This window comes from Streptomyces sp. NBC_00464 (genome assembly GCF_036013915.1).
Classification (GTDB): domain Bacteria; phylum Actinomycetota; class Actinomycetes; order Streptomycetales; family Streptomycetaceae; genus Streptomyces.
The window spans coordinates 5,863,855-5,881,971 of record NZ_CP107899.1 but is presented as its reverse complement, the minus strand read 5'-3'; the positions used below and the strand labels follow the sequence as shown (position 1 = coordinate 5,881,971).

The following is an 18,117-nucleotide window of genomic DNA, read 5'->3' as shown; positions in this document are numbered from 1 at the left end:
TCATGAGCGGTCGTGGTCGGCTGGCGCTGTGCGCCTTTGCGGCGACGCTGATGGCGGCTTGTTCGATGCTGCCGCTGGTCGACCCGGTCACCTGGTTCCTGCAGGCCGCGTTCCTGCTGGCCATCCAGTGCGGCGTGGGAGCGCTCGGCCGGCGAGTGCCGCTGCCGCGGCTGCTGACCGTCGGCGTGCAGGCGATCGTCCTGGTGGTGCTGCTGACCGTGGCGTTCGCCCGGGAGGAGGCGCTGGCGGGATTCCTGCCCGGCCCGCAGTCCGTGCAGCGGCTCGTGGATCTGCTGACGGTGGGCGCGGACGACGTCGGGCGGTACGCGATCCCGGCACCGGATACGCCGGGCATCCGGCTGATGCTGGTGGGCGGGGTGCTGCTGATCGGGCTCACGGTGGACGCGCTGGCGGTCACGTTCCGCGGCGCCGCTCCGGCCGGGCTGCCCCTGCTGGCTCTCTACTCCGTCGCCGCAGGTCTCTCCAACGGCGACGCGGACTGGCTCTGGTTCCTGTTGGCCGCCTGCGGCTATCTGCTCCTCCTGCTGGCCGAGGGGCGTGACCGGCTCTCCCAGTGGGGGCGGGTCTTCGCCGGAGCGGCCAGGCCCCGGGGCGGCTCCGGCATCGGTGCCTCGGGCCGCGGGGCCCTGGCCCCGGTGCGCACCGGGCGGCGCATCGGCGCGCTCGCACTGGGAATCGCGCTGGTCGTGCCCGCTGCCCTGCCCGCGCTCGACGGCGGGCTGCTGGCCGGCACGGCGGGCGGCAACGGCAAGGGAAGTGGCGGCGGCACCATCTCCGCGGTGAACCCGCTGGTCTCACTGCAGAACAACCTCAACCAGCCGGAGAACCGGGAGGTGATGTCGTACCGCACCAACGCGACCGGTGTGCAGGACTTCTACCTCCGCATCCTGGCCCTGGACCAGTTCAACGGAAACGAGTGGCGGGCCTCCACCCGCGGCCTGAAGGACGTGCCGAAGCGGCTCCCGGACCCGGCGGGTCTCTCGCCGGAAGTCGCGGTGACGGAGATCAGCACGAACATCTCCGCGTCCGGTTCGTACCAGCAGACCTACCTGCCGCTCCCCTACCCGGCGACCGAGGTGAGGGTGGGCGGACGCTGGCGGTTCGAGCCCGAGGGACGCACGCTCGTCGGCGACGACGGGGAGACCACCGGCGGTGCGCAGTACTCGGTCTCCAGCCTGGTCGTGCAGCCGACCGCCGGACAGCTCGCGGGCGCGGGCACCGTCCCGGCAGCCCTGCGCCGCGAGTACACCCAGGTGCCCGACTCCCTGCCCGAGGTGGTCAGGAAGACGGCCGACGAGGTGACGAAGGGCTCCGCCAACGCCTACGAGCAGGCGGTGAAGCTGCAGAACTACTTCGCCTCGGAGGGCGGCTTCACGTACGACACCTCGGTGAACTCGGGTACCGGCAGCGCAGCGATCGGCCGCTTCCTGAGAGACAGGAGGGGCTTCTGCGTCCACTTCTCGTTCACCATGGCCGCGATGGCACGGACGCTGGGGATCCCGGCCCGGGTCGCCGTGGGCTTCACGCCCGGCACCGCGCAGTCGGACGGTTCGATGTCGGTCGGTCTGCGCGATGCGCACGCCTGGCCGGAGCTGTATTTCGAGGGCGTCGGATGGACCCGTTTCGAGCCCACGCCGACGCGCGGCTCCACGCCGTCGTACACCCTGCCGGACGCGCCCTCCGATGACTCCGCCGATCCGGCCCGGCCCGAGACGGACGCCTCGGCAGCGGCGCCGGTCACGCCGTCCGCCTCCGACAGCTGCCCGGCGCAGATGCGCCGGCAGGGTGAGTGCGGCAGCTCGGCGCTCCCGGGGGCAGTGACGCCCACGGACACGGGGACGCCCGCGGGCACCGTGCTCGGAATCGTCCTGGCGGCCGTGCTCGTCCTGCTGCTCCCGTTGCTGCCCATGTTCTGGCGGACCCGGGTACGGGCCCGGCGGCTCGGCTCCTCCACCGGGCGCACCCCGGCGGACGCGACCGCGCGAACGCTGGCGGCCTGGCAGGAGATCACCGACACCGCGTGGGACCACGGAATCGAACCGGACGAGTCCCTGACCCCGCGCAAGGCCGCGGACCGGGTGGTACGGATGGGCCGGCTGGACACGGAGGCGGCCGAGGCGGTGCACCGGGTGGCGGGCGCGGTGGAGCAGGTGCTCTATGCGCCGAAGCCGCAGCCGGTGTCGGGGCTCGCGGAGGATGCGGAGGCGGTACGGGCGGGTCTCCGGGGCTCCGCCGACCGGTTCGCCCGGCTCCGTGCGGTCGTGGCACCGCGATCGACCGTACGGGTGATGTGGGCGGTGTCGGAGCGCCGGGCAGCGCTGACCGGCCGGTGGCGGGCACCGCAGCGGCCGGCGTGGCTGCGGCGCCCGTCCCGCCAGCAGGGCTGACGGATCGCCCCGGGGCCGGCCCGTCCTCGGGTCTGCCCGGGGCGCCGCACGTCGCCCTCGGCAACGCCCGAGCGCCCGGGCCATGCTCTACCCCCGGCCAACGGCCGACCCGCCGGTCACATGCCCCCACCCGGCCGACGGGCACGGGCGGCCGGGCGGCACCTGCCCAAGCGGCCCGAGCCGGCCGGCGGCACAGCCCACGGGCCCGGCAGCCGGGGGCGCGCCTCACCGGCACGACGGGCCGGGCAGGCGCCCGGCGTTCCAGGCGCACGCGTGAGGGGCGGTCGCAGAAATGCGACCGCCCCTCACCCATCAGTGTTTCTGAGCGCTTACTGGCCCTGCTCATCGCGGCGGCGCTGCCACCGTTGTTCGATCCGGTTCATCACGGACCGGCGCTGTTTGGGCTGTCGCTGTTCGCCCGCACCACCCGCGCGGACTGCCTGTTGCTCGCCCGGCTTCGGCGCCTTGCGCCAACCGGTGACCGCGAGCACCGCGCAGCCCAGCATGACGAGGAATCCCACCACGCTGATCCAGATCTGCTGGGCGACCATTCCGGCCATGAGGAGCGCGATTCCCACCAGGAAGCCAGCAACTGCCTGGTAGACCCGTCGCCGGGTATATGTACGCAGCCCACTTCCCTCGAGCGCTGTCGCGAACTTGGGATCTTCGGCGTACAGCGCTCGCTCCATTTGCTCGAGCATTCGCTGCTCGTGCTCCGAGAGCGGCACGGAGTCCTCCTCGTCGTCGGCCGCGGGGGGCGGCCGGTATGCGGCCCTTCCAGGATAGGCAGGGAATCGTCCCCGTGAAACCCGCCCTCATTGCCAATCAGCCAGTCCGGGCCGCCACGGCGGCTCAGCTGCTGAGGCGTTGATTCCCCAACCTCCGATCCGTCATGCCGGATGGTGTCCCCCGATCATACGGGGCCAAGGCCCTGATCGGGGCTGCTGGGGCGTACTCCGTCTGCAGCTGCGTCGCTGATCAGCCGCGCTGCAGTCGCGATCCGGCAGCCTCTCAGGCCCGCCTGGTGCCCAGGACGTGCAGCTGGGTCGCCACCGAGTGGAACGCCGGCAGCTCGGCGGCCGCCGTCTCCAGCTTGAGCAGGGCCTCCATCGCGCCGGGCTCGGTGTCCACCAGGACACCCGGCACCAGGTCGGCGAAGACGCGTACACCGTGGACGGCGCCGACCTCGGCGTCCGCGCCCTCGACGAGCTCGGTGAGCTGCTCCGCCGTGTACCGCCGCGGCACCGGGTCGCCCTCGCCCCAGCGGCCGGCCGGGTCGCTGAGCGCGTGCCGGGCCTCCGTGAAGTGACCGGCAAGGGCCCGGGCCAGGACCGCGCCGCCCAGCCCGGCGGCGAGCAGGCTGAGCGCGCCGGACGGACGGAGCGCCTCGACCGCGTGACGCACCCCCTCGGCGGGGTCGTCCACGTACTCCAGGACTCCATGGCAGAGCACCGCGTCGTAGTCACCGCGCCCCACCACGTCGAACAGGCCGAGGATGTCGCCCTGGACCCCGCGGACCCGGTCGGCGACCCCGGCCTCGGCGGCGCGGCGCTCCAGCGCGAACAACGCGTTGGGACTGGGGTCGACGACGGTGACCCGGTGGCCCAGACGGGCGACGGGCACGGCGAAGTTGCCCGTACCGCCACCGGTGTCCAGTACGTCCAGGGCGTCCCTGCCGGTCGCCTTGACCTGCCGGTCGAGAGCGTCCTTGAGGACCTCCCAGACCACGGCGGTACGAAGGGAGGCACGGGGGCGCAGCTGGTCCGACACGGCAGTTGTCTCCTCGGCACGGTGCCGCCGCTGACGGCGGAGCGTGAACGGCGGGCGGGCGATAGGTCGCGTCCAGCCTATGGCCTCGCACCGCCGTCGCCGTCATCCCGTATCGGACCGCTCCCCCCGGGGTTGCGGAAGGACCGGCTGGAGCACCAGCAGCCGCTCCACCAGGCGAAGGAACATCGCGGCATCACGCAGCAGATCGTCCGCGTCCCGCCGGCCGGCGGCGCCGGGTATGCCCGCTTCCGCCCGCGCCCGGCGACGGGCGCCGGAGGCGAACAGGGCGCTCCACTCGGTGAGCTCGGGGGCGATTTCCGGCAGGACCTCCCAGGCACTGCGGATCCTCTCCCGGCGCCGCCGGGAGGTCTCGGGGCGCCCCCGGACGGCGAGCACCGCGGCGGCGGTGCGCAGCGCGGCGAGGTGGGCGGTGGCATAGCGCTCGTTCGGTACGTCGAGAACAGCTGCCTCTTCGAGGCCGGCGCGGGCCTGGGCGAGGAGATCGAGAGCGGCGGGCGGCGCCGTGGCGCGCCGGAGTACGGGGTGGACGTCGTGCGCCGGACCGGTCGGTGAGGGGGCAGGGCCGTCTGCGCGGCGTCGCGGAGCGGCTGCTGCGGACGAGTGGGCCATGACAGAACCTCCTGTCTCGTAACGGCTTCGTGGCCGTCTGTATCCATCGTGACGGCCCCCACTGACAATCGACCCGAATCCGTCTCTGACCTGGGCTTTTGCCTCGATCGCAAGTTCGGGCTACCTTTTTGCACTGACTGGTCAGTGCAAAAGATTCGATACAGAAGACGACGGAAGACGACGGGGAGGGTCAGTGGACAGCCTGGACAGCCCGCACGGGGCAGCTGTCACAGCCGAGGGTCTCGGCCTCAAGGGGCCGCGCGGATGGGCATTCCGGGACGTGACGTTCAGCGCCGCCCCCGGGTCCCTGATCGCGGTCGAGGGCCCGTCCGGTTCGGGCCGCACCTGCCTGCTGCTCGCCCTCACCGGCCGGATGCGTCCCACCGAGGGCGAGGCCACGACCGGGGGCCTGCGCCTGCCGCGCCGGGCCGCCGCCGTACGCCGTGTCGCGGCGCTGGGCCCGGTGCCCGGCGTCAGCGAACTCGACCCGTCGTTCACCGTCGCCGAGCACCTGCGTGAACGCGCACTGTTGCAGCGTCGCTTCGACGGCTCGCCGCGCGCCCTGCTGCGGCCGCGCCGCGAGCGTGTCGCCACGGCACGGGCCCGGATCGACGCCGCCCTGAAGGCGGCCGGGCTCGATCCCGCCGCCCTGCCCAAGGCCGAGCGGACCTCCGTACGGGATCTGGAGCGGCTGGAGGCGCTGCGGCTCTCCGTCGCACTCGCGCTGATCGGCCGGCCGCGGCTCCTCGCGGTGGACGACACCGACCTCAAGCTCTCCGACTCGGAGCGCGCCGAGGCCTGGGAGCTGCTGCGCTCGCTCGCCGCCGACGGCACGACCGTGTTGGCCGTGTGCAGCCAGGCTCCCGAGGACGCCGTCATCGTGCGTACCGGCGCCGCCGGAGCGGCGGATCCCACAGACATCACCGGGGAGCCCGCGTCGCCGGCCGCCCCCGCACCCGACGAAGGGACGGCCGATGCGTTCGCCGAGACTGGCCACGCTTGAGCTCCGGCGCTTCGGCCGGGGGAAGCTGCCGCGCGCCGCGCTGGCCGCCCTCCTGCTGCTGCCGCTGCTCTACGGCGCCCTGTACCTGTGGTCCTTCTGGGACCCGTACGGGCGCCTCGACCGCATCCCCGTAGCGCTGGTCAACGACGACAAGGGCGCCACCGCCGAGGGCAAGCACCTCGCGGCCGGGGACGAGATCACCGGCAAGCTGCTCGACTCCAAGGTCTTCGAGTGGCACGAGGTGAGCGCCGCCGAGGCACACAAGGGCGTCGAGGACGGTACGTACTACCTCTCGCTGACCATGCCCTCGGACTTCAGCAAACGCATCGCCTCCAGCGCCGGCGACTCCCCCGAGACGGGCGCGCTCCAGGTGCGCACCAACGACGCGAACAACTACATCGTCGGCCAGATCTCCCGGACGGTGTTCTCCGAGGTCCGCACCGCCGCTTCGGCCAACGCCTCACGGAGCTTCCTCGACCGGATCTTCATCAACTTCTCCGATCTCCACGACGCGACGGCGAAGGCCGCCAAGGGCGCCGCCGACCTCAAGGGCGGCATCGGCAAGGCCAAGAAGGGCTCGAAGGACCTCGCGGACGGGCTGAAGGACGCGAAGGCCGGCAGCAGCCGGCTGGCCACCGGCATCGTGCAGCTGAACAAGGGCGCGGGCGATCTGGAGACCGGCTCGCGCCAGGTCGCGGACGGCACCCAGCTGCTCGCCGACAAGGTCAACGGGGTTGCCGCGGACGTCCGCCCGTTCCTCAAGGACAACGGCAAGGCGATCGGCGACACGGCCCGGCTCGTCGCCGACTCCTCGCAGACCGTACGGGACAACCTCGACCTGCTCGTGAAGGCGGCGCCCACCGCCGCCACCGCCGCCCACACGGCCTCCGACGACCTCGCCGACGTCCACCGCACCCGGTGCGTGGAGCAGCCGCTCCCCGACCCCACCGTCTGCGCGCCGCTGAAGCGGGCCGTGACGGCGGCGGCCGACGTGGCGACCGTGGCCGACGACGTGAACGTCCTGGTCAAGAACCAGAACGGGGACCTCAAGAAGCTGCGTACCCAACTGGCCACCCTGCAGAAGCAGGCGAACGACCTCGCCGAGCGCTCACCGCACCTGGACGAGGACCTGGAGAGCGCCGTCAAGAAGGTCAACGCGCTCAACACCGGCGCCCACAAGGTCGCCAAGGGTGCGGACCAGTTGCACACCGGCCTGGCCACGGCCAAGTCGGGCTCCGCCGAGCTGAACACCGGGGTCGGCGACCTCAAGAAGGGCGCGACGAGCCTGGACAGCGGCATGATCCGGCTCGGCGACGGTTCGGCGACGCTCGCCCAGGGACTCACCGACGGCGTGGACAAGATCCCCGACTACGACAAGAAGGACCGCGACGCCCGCACGGGGGTCATGGCCGACCCCGTACAGCTGGCCTCCCAGTCGCTGCACGCGGCCCCGAACTACGGCACCGGCTTCGCCCCCTACTTCATCCCGCTCTCCCTCTGGGTCGGCGCGATGGTGGCGTACATGCTGATCCAGCCGCTCAACCGGCGCGCCCTGGCCGCCGGGGCACCGGCCTGGCGGATCGCCCTCGCGGGCTGGCTCCCGGTGGCCGCGATCGGTCTGGCCCAGGTGGCCGCGTTGATGTCCGTACTGCACTGGGGGCTCGGTCTGCAGATGGCCCACGCCGCCGGCACCATCGGCTTCCTGGCCCTGGTCACCTGCTGCTTCGGCGCGATCGTGCAATGGCTGAACGCCCGCTTCGGGGCGGCGGGCCGCATCCTCGTCCTCGCGGTGCTGATGCTCCAGCTGACCTCGGCCGGCGGCACGTACCCCGTACAGACGAGTCCGGGCTTCTTCAACGCGATCCATCCGTACCTGCCGATGAGCTACATCGTCGAGGGCCTGCGCAGGCTGATCACCGGCGGTGGGCTCGGGCCGGTCTGGCAGGGCTGTGCGGTACTGCTCGCCTTCACCGCCGGGGCGCTCGCGCTGACCGCCGTCTCCGCGCGCCGCAAGCAGGTGTGGACGCTGGACCGGCTGCATCCGGAGCTGAGTCTGTGAGCGCTCCGGGACCTGTGAGAATCAGGAGCATGGAAAGCAGTAGCGCCACACGCCGCCAGGCCACCCGGCAGAAGCTCTACGAAGCGGCCGTGACCCTCATCGCCGAGAAGGGCTTCTCGGCCACCACGGTGGACGAGATCGCCGAGCGCGCCGGGGTCGCCAAGGGCACGGTGTACTACAACTTCAAGAGCAAGACCGAGCTCTTCGAGGAGCTGTTGCGCCACGGTGTCGGGCTGCTCACCGCCTCGCTGCGTACGGCGGCGGAGGAGACCGACGAGCGCGGTGGCAGCCGGGTCGAGGCGCTGGACGCCATGATCCGGGCCGGTCTGGTCTTCATCGACCGCTACCCGGCCTTCACCCAGCTGTACGTGGCCGAGCTGTGGCGCACCAACCGTGCCTGGCAGGGAACCCTGCTGGTGGTCCGTCAGGAGGCCGTCGCCGTGGTCGAGGGTGTGCTCAGGGAGGGCGTCGCGGGCGGCGAGCTCAGCGAGGAGATCGACATCCCGCTGACGGCTGCCGCGCTGGTCGGCATGGTGCTGGTGGCGGCGCTGGACTGGCAGGCCTTCCAGCCGGAGCGGTCGATCGACGACGTGCACTCGGCGCTGTCCCTGCTGCTGCGCGGACGGGTCAGCGGGCGCTGATTCCCGCTCCCCCGGCACCCCGGAACACATGAGAGCGCCGGCCCGACGGGCTCGATCCCCCCGAGCCTCGCCCGACCGGCGCTTGTGTGCTGCCGGAGGACCTTCCCCCGTGACCCCCGTGTTCCCCCGTGGTCCCGAGTCCTCCGCCGTGCACCCCCGTTGGGAAGAGAGTGCTGCGCCCGCTCCGCCGCCCCGTGCCGGCGGTACCGGCGCAGCGCCCCTTCCGTGGTCCCCACTCTGCCGTTCCCGCAGGTCGCAGCCCATCCGCGTCCCTACTCATCTCACCCCCTAGGTACGGGTACTCAGACCTGCGCACCCGCCCCCTCCCGCTCCGGTACGCCACCTGGTTACGATCGCCCCCGTGTCCGTACTCCCTCTGGTGTTCACAAGTGGCTGGGCGAGCGGGATCAACGCCTATGCGGTGGTCCTCCTGCTCGGCATCTTCGGCGCGACCGGAGTGACCGACGAGGTGCCCGCCTCACTGCAGCGCACCGATGTCCTGATCGTGGCCGGTGTGCTCTTCCTGTGTGAGGTGGTGGCGGACAAGATCCCGTACGTGGACTCGGTCTGGGACACGGCGCACACCGTCATCAGGCCGGTCGCCGGGGCGGTCGTGGCAGCGCTGCTGGCGGGCGACAGCGGCTCGCTGCCGGAGGTCGCCGCGGGGGTCATCGGTGGATCCACCGCACTGATGAGCCATCTGGTGAAGGCGGGCACCAGGATGGCGGTGAACACCTCCCCCGAGCCGTTCAGCAACAACGCCGTGAGCACGGCCGAGGACCTGGGCGTCGCCGGGGTCGTCACCTTCGCCATATTCCATCCGTGGATCGCGGCCTCCGTCGCCGCGACGCTGCTGGTGCTCGGCCTGGTGATACTGATCTTCCTGGCCTCCCGGATCCGCCGGTTCCTGCGCCGCAGAGCGCAGCGACGCGAGGAGAAGGGGCTGGCCGGCTCCGCTGCACACTGGCCTGACGGCTGAGCTGTCACCAGCGGCCGTTTACCACCGGCCTGACGGCTGGGCTGTCAGCAGCGGCCGTTAAAGTCGCTGGCATGGCACGTATTGCGGTGATCGGCGCCGGGTTGGGCGCGATGTCGGCGGCGGCCCGGCTGGCCGTGGCAGGCCACCGGGTGACGGTGTACGAGCGTTCCGAGACGTTCGGCGGCTCGCTCGGCCGCCATGCCCTGGACGGCTTCACGTTCGACACGGGTCCCGGCCTGCTCCATCTGCCCGCCGTCTACCGCGACCTGTTCGTGAAGACCGGCAAGGAGCCGCTGGAGCGGTGCGTCACCCTGACCCAGGTCGATCCGGCGAGCCGCCATGTCTTCGCGGACGGCACCGACGTGTCCCTGCCGAACGCCTCGCGGGCCGGCGTCGTCGCGGCCCTGGACGCCGCGCTCGGCGGCGGCGCGGGCGGGAGCTGGGGTGCGTTCCTCGACCGGGCCGGAGACGCGTGGGACCGGTCCCGGCGGCCCCTGCTGGAGGAGCCCCTGCGCCCCGACTGGCAGGTGCTGACCCGCGATCCGTATCCGGCGACCGTCCGGCGGCGGCTGCTGCGCCCCGCCCGTCAGGCCGGCACGGTGACGGAGATCGGCGCCTGGGAGCTTGCGGATCCCCGGCTGGCCGCCCTGCTGGACGGGTACGCGCTGTCGTACGGCCTCGATCCGCTGCACGCCCCGGCGAGCGCGGCCCTGTTGCCGTACATGGAGGAGACGTTCGGCAGTTGGTACGTCTCGGGCGGCATGCGGGCGCTGGCTCAGGCGGTGTACGAGCGGTGCCTGGCCCGGAAGGTGGAGTTCGTCTTCGGCGCCGAGGTGGCCCGGGTCCTGGAGAAGGACGGCCGGGCGGCGGGCGTGGAGCTGGCGGACGGCACGGTCGCGGAGGCGGCCCACGTGGTGCTGGGGGCCCGGCCGCACCCGGGCCTGATGCCCGCTCAGGAACTCTGGCAGGACGGCGACGTGACGGTACAGCCCCGGCCGGAGGGCTCCGGTCCGACGGGCCGGTTCCTCGTACTGCTGTCGTTGCGCGGCGCCCGGCCCGCGGATACCGCGCACCGGACCCTGGTGCATCCGGCGGACGGGGCGGCCGAGCGCGAGGCGGTGTTCGGCGGCCGGCTCGCCGCGCACCCCACGGTGACGGTGCTGCGCCCCGACGATCCCGCCACCCGCCCCGACGAGGCCCACGAGGCCGTGACGCTGACGGCGACGGTCGCCCCGCACGGCCCGGTGGACTGGACGGACGAGTCGCTGCGGGCGCGGTACGCGGACACCCTGATCGGCACCGCGAGCGCGGCCGTGCCGGGCCTGCGGGACCGGGTGCTCCGCATGGAGGTGCGGACGCCCGCGGACACCGAGGCCGAGACCGGTGCGGAGGGCGGGGCGGTTCCCGCACCCGCGCTGGCGGGCGCCGCGGGCGGCTGTCTCCACGCGGCCAATCGCACCCGGCTGCCGGGACTGTTCCTGGCGGGCGGCTGGTCGCACCCGGGCGGCGGTCCGGCGCACGCGGGCATGTCAGGGGCCCTGGTCGCGGGGATCATCGTCGAGGGGGACGGGTTCCGCGGCTCGCAGTGAGGTCGCGGGCGGGACCGGGGCGTCGCTTCGGCCCCGGTCGCCCGACAGCTCCGCCTGCCCTTCGTACGGGCGGCTCGCCATGCCCTGGAATCAGTAGCGGTACTGCTCGTTGTAGCCCGTGTCGTAGCCGTTCGGATACGGCGCCGGCTGGGCGGGCTGCTCCGGGGGCATCGGCGGGTACTGCTCGCCCTCGCGCTGCTGCGGCACCCAGACACCACCCGGCGGGGTCTCGGGGGCGTACTGCTGGGACGAGGCGTACGGGTCGGCGTACTGCTGGCCGCCGCCGTAGCTGTCGTAGCTCCCGTCGTTCCCGTAAGCGCCGTACTGCGGGGTGCTCGCGGTGGTGCCGATGTACGGGTCGGAGTACGCGGCGTACTGCTGCTGGTCCGTGCCGTAGTCGTACTGCCCGGCTCCCGCATAGGTGTCCTGGCCGGCTCCCGCGTAGGGAGGTTCCTGGCCCTGCGCCGGGTACGCGGAGTAGTCCGTGTAGTCGGCGTACGCGGCGTACTGCGGCTGCTGATCCTGCTGGTGCTCCTGCTGCGGGCGGTGATCGGTGTAGATGCCGTACTGACCGGTGTCGTCGGGCAGCGGCTCCGGCGCGTAGACCTCGGCGGCCCCAACTTGCGGTGCGGCCTCCGGCCGGGCAGGCGTCTCGGGGTCGTACTCCATCTCCAGGTCCGAGACCTGGAGTGTGGGCTCGCGGTCGGCACCGCCGCGGCGGCGGCGGCTCTCCCCGGGGCTGCCCCCTATGGCCCAGCCGGTCGAGAAGCCGCGGCGGAAGGAGAGCGTGACGTACGTCTGGCCCGTCGCGAAGGCGACAGCGCCGATGGCGATGACGAACACGGACGGCATCAGGACACCGATGACGACACCGACGAAGCCGGTGAAGGCGAGCAGCCGCCAGCGCAGACGTGCCTTGTACTGCAGCAGCACCTCGCCGAGCAGCCACAGCGCAACGATGCCGAACGCGATGTAGAGGACCGTCCAGCCCATGCCCGCCCCTTCTACGGCCACCGCCCCGGATCGTGGCGGGTACGGCCGGTCACGACTGCTTGTGCAGTCCGAGATTTTCGTAGATTTCGAGCGTCGCCGTCGAGTTGTTCAACGTGATGAAGTGCAGTCCGGGCACACCTTCGGATAGCAGCTTCGCGCAGAACCGCGTTGCGAAGTCGATGCCAATGGAGCGTACAGCGGCGGGATCGTCCTTGGCGGCGAGGATGCGTTCTTTCAGGTCCGCGGGCAGCTTCGCGTTGCTGAGCTGCGCGAATCTCTCCAATTGCCGGACGCTCGTGAGGGGCATCACCTCAGGAATGATCGGGGTATCACAACCCGCAGCGACCACCCGGTCACGCATACGCAGATAATCCTCGGGATCGAAGAACATCTGCGTGATCGCATAGTCCGCACCGGCGCGGCACTTGTCCACGAAATGCTGAATGTCGGTGTCCCAGTCGGCAGAGCGCGGATGCATCTCCGGGAATGCCGCGACGCCGACACAGAAATCGCCGGATTCCTTGATCAGCCGGACGAGGTCCGCGGCATACCGCACACCCTGCGGGTGCTCGACCCACGGGCCCATCGGGTCGCCCGGCGGGTCTCCGCGCACGGCGAGGATGTTCCGGATCCCGGCGTCCGCGTACTGGCCGACCATGTTGCGCAGTTCGGCGATGGAGTGGTTGACCGCCGTGAGGTGCGCGACCGGGGTGAGCGTGGACTCGGCGGCGATGTCCTGAGTCGCCTTCACCGTCCCGGCCCGGGTGGATCCCCCGGCTCCGTACGTCACGGAGACGAAGCTCGGTCCCACCGCCTCGACCCGGCGCAGCGCGTTCCAGAGGTTCCGCTCGCCCTTCTCGGTCTTGGGCGCCCAGAACTCGAACGAGTACGAGGTCTTGCCGGTCTCGAGCATCTCACGCACCGTGCGCGCGTGATCTGTCCTGGTGGAGGGTGTGCCAAGGGCCATACCGGCAGGTTAACCAGGGCGGGGCGGACACCCAACCGAACTGGGGGTATTTGCCTTGATTGCCCGATTCTTTGTCCACGCTTCGGACACTCCTGTCCCAAGCGGGCCTCTCGGCGTCGGGGTCACACCGCGGCGCGGTCCCGGATCCTTCGCGCCAGCCCGGCGGCAGCGGCAGCCGGATCGGACGCCTCGGTGACGGCCCGCACGACGACGACCCGGCGCGCTCCGGCGTCCAGCACCTCGTCGAGGTTGCCGGCGTCGATGCCTCCGATGGCGAACCACGGACGGGCGGGGGCGAGCGAGGCGGCGTAGCGGACGAGGTCCAGGCCGGGGGCGTGCCGGCCCGGCTTGGTCGGGGTGGGCCAGCAGGGGCCGGTGCAGAAGTAGTCCACGCCGGGCTCGGCGACGGCGGCGTCGACCTCGGACTCGGCATGCGTGGAGCGGCCGATGACCACGTCACGGCCGATGATCGCGCGGGCCGCCGGGACCGGCAGGTCGCCCTGGCCCAGGTGCAGCACGTCGGAACCGATGGCGTGGGCGACATCGGCCCGGTCGTTGACCGCGAGGAGCTTGCCGTGGCGTTTGCAGGCGTCGGCGAAGAGCGCGAGGTGTTCGAGCTCCTCGGCCGCCTCCATGCCCTTGTCGCGCAGCTGAATGATGTCCACGCCGCTGGAGAGGACCGCGTCGAGGAACGCGGGAAGGTCACCCTGGCGCCGACGGGCGTCCGTGCACAGGTAGAGCCGGGCGTCGGACAGCAGCGCGCGAGGCGTGGACATGGTGCGGTTCCCCCCGGGGAAGACGATGGCGGTGGTTCGGTGATGCCGCGCGGAATGCGGGCCGCGACATGCGGCCCGCATCCCCTGTGCGGCTGTCGGTTAGACGGCGAGCGCCTGGGCTCGGCGCTTCACCTCCGTGCCGCGATTCTCACTCAGCGCCTGCGCGGGCGTGCCCGGCAGGCTCGGGTCGGGCGTGAAGAGCCATTCCAGCATCTCCGTGTCGGAGTAGCCGTCGTCCCTCAGGAGCGTCAGGGTCCCCGAAAGGCCCTTGACCACCTTGTCGCCGTCGATGAAGGCGGCAGGCACCTGGAGCGCCCGGTTCTCACCACGTCGTACGGCAATGAGCTGGCCGTCCTTGACCAGCTGGCGCACGCGCGTCACCTCGACATCGAACATTTCGGCGATGTCGGGAAGGTGGAGCCAGGCGGGGACGAGAGCATCGATCTTTGCGTCAATCTCGGTCACGGGGACAAGCGTGCCATCCCGGACCGACAGCCGGTACCCGGGCCGACCGTACGGGGGCCGGATACGCCATCAGAGCGTGGCTGATTTCAGGGGCACGGAGGGGTCGGCGACCCGCTCGGGGGCGAGCTCCGCGCCCGATTCGACGAGTTTGCGCCCCTGCGCGAGATCGCGCGGACGGCCGACCGCCAGTACGGCGACGAGCGCTCCGGCGCGCAGCCAGCACACCGTCCACGCCGGTCCGGCCGGATCGCCGCGCCACACCAGGGTGTCGGCCCCCGTGTGATGGCCCGCGTACTGGACGAAGCGGCCGAACTGCTCGGACCAGAAGTAGGGCACGGGGTCGTAGACCGGCGGCTGCCCGTCGCCCTCCGGAGCGGCGGCGGTGACGGCGGCGGCGACGGTCCGGGGCCCCTGGAGGGCGTTGTCCCAGTGGTGGACGAGCAGCCGCTCGCCGTACCGGGCCGAGGGGAACGAGGCGCAGTCCCCGACCGCGTACACATCGGGGAGCGAGGTGCGCAGCGAGGCGTCGGCGGTCACCGATCCGTCCGGGCCGAGCTCGATCCCCGATCCGGCCAGCCAGCCGGTCGCGGGCCGGGCACCGATGCCGACGACGACCGCGTCCGCCGGGATCGCACGCCCGTCCGCCAGGACCACCCGGCCGGCTTCGATGCGGTCGACCCGGGCCCCGGTGAGGAGTCCGGCGCCGCTCTCGGCGTACCAGGCGGCCATGGGGGCCGCGACCTCGGCGGGCAGGGCGCCGGCGAGCGGGCGTTCGGCCGCCTCGACGACGGTGACCGCACAGCCGGCCGCGCGGGCCGCGGTGGCGAACTCGGCGCCGATCCAGCCCGCGCCGACGACCACGACGGCGTGCTGCCGTTCGAGGACCGGCCGCAGCCGGGCGGCGTCGTCCAGCGTGCGCAGGAGGTGGACGCCCGGGATGCCCTCGGTGCCGGGCAGCACCAGGGGTTCGGCGCCGGTGGCGACGACCAGGACGTCGTAGGGGACGGGCCCGGCCGGGGTGTCCAGTTCGTGGTCGGCGGCGCGCAGCGCGGTCACGTCGAGGCCGAGCCGCAGGGTGATGTCCAGCGCCTCGAAGTCGATGTCGAAGGCCGAGTCCTCGGCCTTGCCGAGCAGGACCGCCTTCGACAGCGGGGGCCGGTCGTACGGCTGGTGCGGTTCGGCGCCGATCAGCGTGACAGGGCCGGTGAAGCCCTGTTCGCGCAGGGCCACGGCGGTCTGCACACCCGCCATGCCCGCTCCGGCGATCACGACGCGGCGGCGCTGCCGCGGCTCTGTCTGCTGCTGTCCGGTCTGCTCGTCCACCCGTCCACCTTAAACACCTGACGGTCCGTCAGGTAGTCGGTTCCCGGGAAGCGCCCGCCGGATCGCCTTTCCCGTGCCCCCGTCCGCTCCCTTGCAGGCAGCGCGGGCCAGGGGTTTAGGGTGGCCGTGCACATCACTCGCGGGAGCCCGGGCGCACCGGGCTGAGAGGGAGGCTGGGCGGCCTCCGACCGTACGAACCTGATCCGGGTCATGCCGGCGAAGGGAGGGGCTGGACGCCCATGCGCACGCACCGTACGAACGGGTCCGACGTCCTCGTCATCGGGGGCGGCATCATCGGCCTGGTGATCGCCTGGCGGGCCGCGCAGCGCGGCCTGGCCACCGCGGTGGTCGATCCCGAACCGGGCGGCGGCGCAGCCCAGGTCGCGGCCGGGATGCTGGCCGCCGTCACCGAACTCCACTACGGCGAGGAGATGCTGCTCGGTCTCAACGTCGCCTCCGCCGCACGCTATCCGGCGTTCGCGGCCGAGCTGGAGGCGGCGAGCGGCCAGGACATCGGCTTTCGCGCCTGCGGCACCCTGGCCGTCGCACTCGATGCCGACGACCGCGCCCATCTGCGGGAACTCCACGCCCTGCAACGCCGCTCGGGCCTGGAGTCGGAGTGGCTCACGGGCCGGGAGTGCCGTCGCCTGGAGCCGATGCTCGCACCGGGTGTACGCGGCGGGCTGCGGGTCGACGGCGACCACCAGGTCGACCCGCGACGGCTGGCCGCCGCGCTGCTGACGGCGTGCGAACGGGCCGGGGTCGTCCTCCACCGCCAAAGGGCCGAGCGGCTCTCGGTCACGGGGGACCGGGCCACCGGAGCCATACTGGCCGACGGTACGGAGGCGACGGCCGATCAGGTCGTGCTCGCCGCGGGCAGCCTCAGCGGCCGGCTCCCGGGGGTGCCGGAGCACGTCCTGCCCCCGGTCCGCCCGGTGAAGGGCCAGGTGCTGCGGCTGACCGTGCCCACCGCGTACGCCCCCTTCCTCTCCCGCACCGTGCGGGCGGTGGTCCGGGGCAGCCACGTCTATCTCGTACCGCGTGAGAACGGCGAGCTGGTCATCGGCGCCACCAGCGAGGAGATGGGCTGGGACACCACCGTCACGGCGGGCGGGGTGTACGAGCTGCTGCGCGACGCGCACGAACTGGTGCCGGGCATCACCGAGCTGCCGCTCACCGAGACGCGCGCCGGTCTGCGTCCCGCCTCCCCCGACAACGCCCCGCTGCTCGGCCGCACCGCGCTGCGCGGCCTCCACCTCGCCACCGGCCACCACCGCAACGGGGTGCTGCTCACCCCCGTCACCGGAGACGCCATGGCGCAGCTGCTGGCAGAAGGCGAACTGCCCGAGGTGGCCCGCCCCTTCTCCCCCGGCCGCTTCTCGCCCGCCGCCGCCCCCGTACCCCAGGAGCAGCCCGCATGACCGAGCCCGTCCCCCTTTCCGTCCCTGCCGTCTCCGTCTCCGTGAACGGTGAGGTCCTCGCCGTCGCGCCGGGCACCACCCTGGACGTCCTGGTCGCCTCGCTGACCAGTGCAGCCTCGGGCGTCGCGGCCGCCCTGAACGAGACCGTCGTACCGCGCGGCCAGTGGCCCGCCGCCGCACTCACGGACGGCGACCGGGTCGAGGTCCTCACCGCGGTCCAGGGAGGCTGACCATGTCCGACGATCCCTTCTCGCTCGGCGGCACCGTCCTCGGCTCCCGGTTGATCATGGGGACGGGCGGGGCGCCCAGCCTGGACGTACTGGAACGCTCCCTGACCGCCTCCGGCACCGAGCTGACGACCGTGGCGATGCGCCGCCTCGACCCGACCGTGCAGGGCTCCGTGCTCTCCGTGCTGGAGCGGCTCTCCATCCGCGTGCTGCCGAACACGGCCGGCTGCTTCACTGCGGGCGAGGCCGTGCTCACCGCCCGGCTCGCCCGCGAGGCCCTCGGCACCGACTGGGTCAAGCTGGAGGTGGTGGCGGACGAGCGCACCCTGCTGCCGGACCCCATCGAACTGCTGGACGCCGCGGAGACGCTGGTGGACGACGGTTTCACGGTGTTGCCGTACACGAACGACGACCCGGTGCTGGCCCGCAAGCTGGAGGACGTGGGGTGTGCGGCGATCATGCCGCTCGGCTCCCCCATCGGTTCGGGTCTGGGCATCCGCAATCCGCACAACTTCCAGCTGATCGTCGAGCAGGCGCGGGTACCCGTGATCCTGGACGCGGGCGCGGGCACGGCATCGGACGCGGCGCTCGCCATGGAGCTGGGATGTGCGGCCGTGATGCTGGCGTCGGCCGTGACCCGGGCCCAGGAACCCGAGCTGATGGCCGGCGCGATGCGCCATGCGGTGGCGGGCGGGCGGCTGGCGTACCGCGCGGGGCGGATCCCTCGCCGTCACTTCGCCGAGGCGTCGTCACCGACGGCGGGGCGGGCGGTGCTGGATCCGGAGCGCCCGGCGTTCTGAGCCCGGGGCCCGGAACGGTCCGTGTGGGGGATCTCATGCCCCTGACGCGGTACGTCCCGATCCCTG

17 protein-coding genes and 1 riboswitch are annotated in these 18,117 nt (G+C 72.5%); of the genes, 9 read left to right on the top strand and 8 right to left on the bottom strand.

Going from position 1 to position 18,117, the window contains the following annotated elements:
* The first annotated feature begins 2 nt into the window (after positions 1-2).
* A complete protein-coding gene (locus tag OG912_RS26460) occupies positions 3-2,408 on the top strand; it encodes a transglutaminase TgpA family protein (protein ID WP_327711543.1) in 2,406 nt (801 codons plus the stop codon).
* Between the two features lie 329 nt (positions 2,409-2,737).
* Here the strand turns inward: OG912_RS26460 and OG912_RS26455 are convergent, their stop codons facing one another.
* The 3 genes from OG912_RS26455 to OG912_RS26445 form a co-directional block, all read right to left on the bottom strand.
* Positions 2,738-3,136: a DUF3040 domain-containing protein gene (locus OG912_RS26455; RefSeq protein ID WP_326735721.1), complete on the bottom strand. Its 399-nt coding sequence runs from the start codon at positions 3,134-3,136 to the stop codon at positions 2,738-2,740.
* 283 nt (positions 3,137-3,419) lie between these two features.
* On the bottom strand, positions 3,420-4,178 hold the full coding sequence (locus tag OG912_RS26450) for a class I SAM-dependent methyltransferase (RefSeq protein WP_326735722.1): 759 nt from the start codon (positions 4,176-4,178) through the stop codon (positions 3,420-3,422).
* A gap of 102 nt (positions 4,179-4,280) precedes the next feature.
* Positions 4,281-4,808, bottom strand: a complete 528-nt coding sequence (locus OG912_RS26445) for an SAV_6107 family HEPN domain-containing protein (protein WP_327711542.1) — start codon at positions 4,806-4,808, stop codon at positions 4,281-4,283.
* A gap of 202 nt (positions 4,809-5,010) precedes the next feature.
* On the opposite strand from OG912_RS26445, the gene OG912_RS26440 reads away from it, so the two are divergent.
* The 5 genes from OG912_RS26440 (at position 5,011) to OG912_RS26420 (ending at position 11,079) form a co-directional block, all read left to right on the top strand.
* On the top strand, positions 5,011-5,811 hold the full coding sequence (locus OG912_RS26440; protein ID WP_327713550.1) for an ATP-binding cassette domain-containing protein: 801 nt from the start codon (positions 5,011-5,013) through the stop codon (positions 5,809-5,811).
* The gene (locus OG912_RS26435; protein WP_327711541.1) at positions 5,783-7,870 is read left to right on the top strand and encodes a YhgE/Pip domain-containing protein; all 2,088 of its coding nucleotides are present in this window, start codon (positions 5,783-5,785) and stop codon (positions 7,868-7,870) included. The genes OG912_RS26440 and OG912_RS26435 overlap by 29 nt, the downstream gene beginning before the upstream one ends.
* Positions 7,871-7,899: 29 nt before the next feature.
* Positions 7,900-8,511 carry a TetR/AcrR family transcriptional regulator gene (locus tag OG912_RS26430; protein WP_327711540.1) on the top strand — a complete coding sequence of 204 codons (612 nt, stop codon included), beginning with the start codon at positions 7,900-7,902 and terminating at the stop codon, positions 8,509-8,511.
* 361 nt (positions 8,512-8,872) lie between these two features.
* Complete coding sequence (locus tag OG912_RS26425) at positions 8,873-9,490, top strand: DUF4126 domain-containing protein (RefSeq protein WP_327711539.1); 618 nt, start codon at positions 8,873-8,875, stop codon at positions 9,488-9,490.
* Between the two features lie 71 nt (positions 9,491-9,561).
* A complete protein-coding gene (locus OG912_RS26420; RefSeq protein ID WP_327711538.1) occupies positions 9,562-11,079 on the top strand; it encodes a phytoene desaturase family protein in 1,518 nt (505 codons plus the stop codon).
* Positions 11,080-11,169: 90 nt separating this feature from the next.
* Here OG912_RS26420 and OG912_RS26415 read toward each other — a convergent pair whose 3' ends face one another.
* The 5 genes from OG912_RS26415 to OG912_RS26395 form a co-directional block, all read right to left on the bottom strand.
* Positions 11,170-12,072 carry a hypothetical protein gene (locus OG912_RS26415; RefSeq protein ID WP_327713549.1) on the bottom strand — a complete coding sequence of 301 codons (903 nt, stop codon included), beginning with the start codon at positions 12,070-12,072 and terminating at the stop codon, positions 11,170-11,172.
* 49 nt (positions 12,073-12,121) lie between these two features.
* Entirely contained in the window at positions 12,122-13,039 is a 918-nt protein-coding gene (metF, locus tag OG912_RS26410) for a methylenetetrahydrofolate reductase [NAD(P)H] (RefSeq protein WP_327711537.1), read from the bottom strand.
* A 122-nt stretch (positions 13,040-13,161) separates the two neighbouring features.
* Positions 13,162-13,815, bottom strand: a complete 654-nt coding sequence (thiE, locus tag OG912_RS26405; protein ID WP_326735729.1) for a thiamine phosphate synthase — start codon at positions 13,813-13,815, stop codon at positions 13,162-13,164.
* Between the two features lie 99 nt (positions 13,816-13,914).
* Positions 13,915-14,280 carry an Rv2175c family DNA-binding protein gene (locus tag OG912_RS26400; RefSeq protein ID WP_327711536.1) on the bottom strand — a complete coding sequence of 122 codons (366 nt, stop codon included), beginning with the start codon at positions 14,278-14,280 and terminating at the stop codon, positions 13,915-13,917.
* A 69-nt stretch (positions 14,281-14,349) separates the two neighbouring features.
* Positions 14,350-15,531, bottom strand: coding sequence for an NAD(P)/FAD-dependent oxidoreductase (locus tag OG912_RS26395; protein WP_327713548.1), 1,182 nt, complete (start codon positions 15,529-15,531; stop codon positions 14,350-14,352).
* Positions 15,532-15,732: 201 nt separating this feature from the next.
* Positions 15,733-15,845: riboswitch (TPP riboswitch) on the top strand.
* Between OG912_RS26395 and thiO the strand changes: the two genes are divergently transcribed.
* From thiO to OG912_RS26380, 3 genes are all read left to right on the top strand, one after another.
* Positions 15,843-17,024 (top strand): glycine oxidase ThiO, encoded by a 1,182-nt coding sequence (thiO, locus tag OG912_RS26390; RefSeq protein WP_327711535.1) that lies wholly within the window; start codon positions 15,843-15,845, stop codon positions 17,022-17,024. Its footprint overlaps the riboswitch before it by 3 nt.
* The gene (thiS, locus tag OG912_RS26385; protein ID WP_327711534.1) at positions 17,021-17,254 is read left to right on the top strand and encodes a sulfur carrier protein ThiS; all 234 of its coding nucleotides are present in this window, start codon (positions 17,021-17,023) and stop codon (positions 17,252-17,254) included. Before thiO ends, thiS begins: the two co-directional genes overlap by 4 nt.
* Before the next feature lie 2 nt (positions 17,255-17,256).
* Positions 17,257-18,051, top strand: coding sequence for a thiazole synthase (locus tag OG912_RS26380; RefSeq protein WP_326735733.1), 795 nt, complete (start codon positions 17,257-17,259; stop codon positions 18,049-18,051).
* The last annotated feature ends 66 nt before the right edge of the window (positions 18,052-18,117 follow it).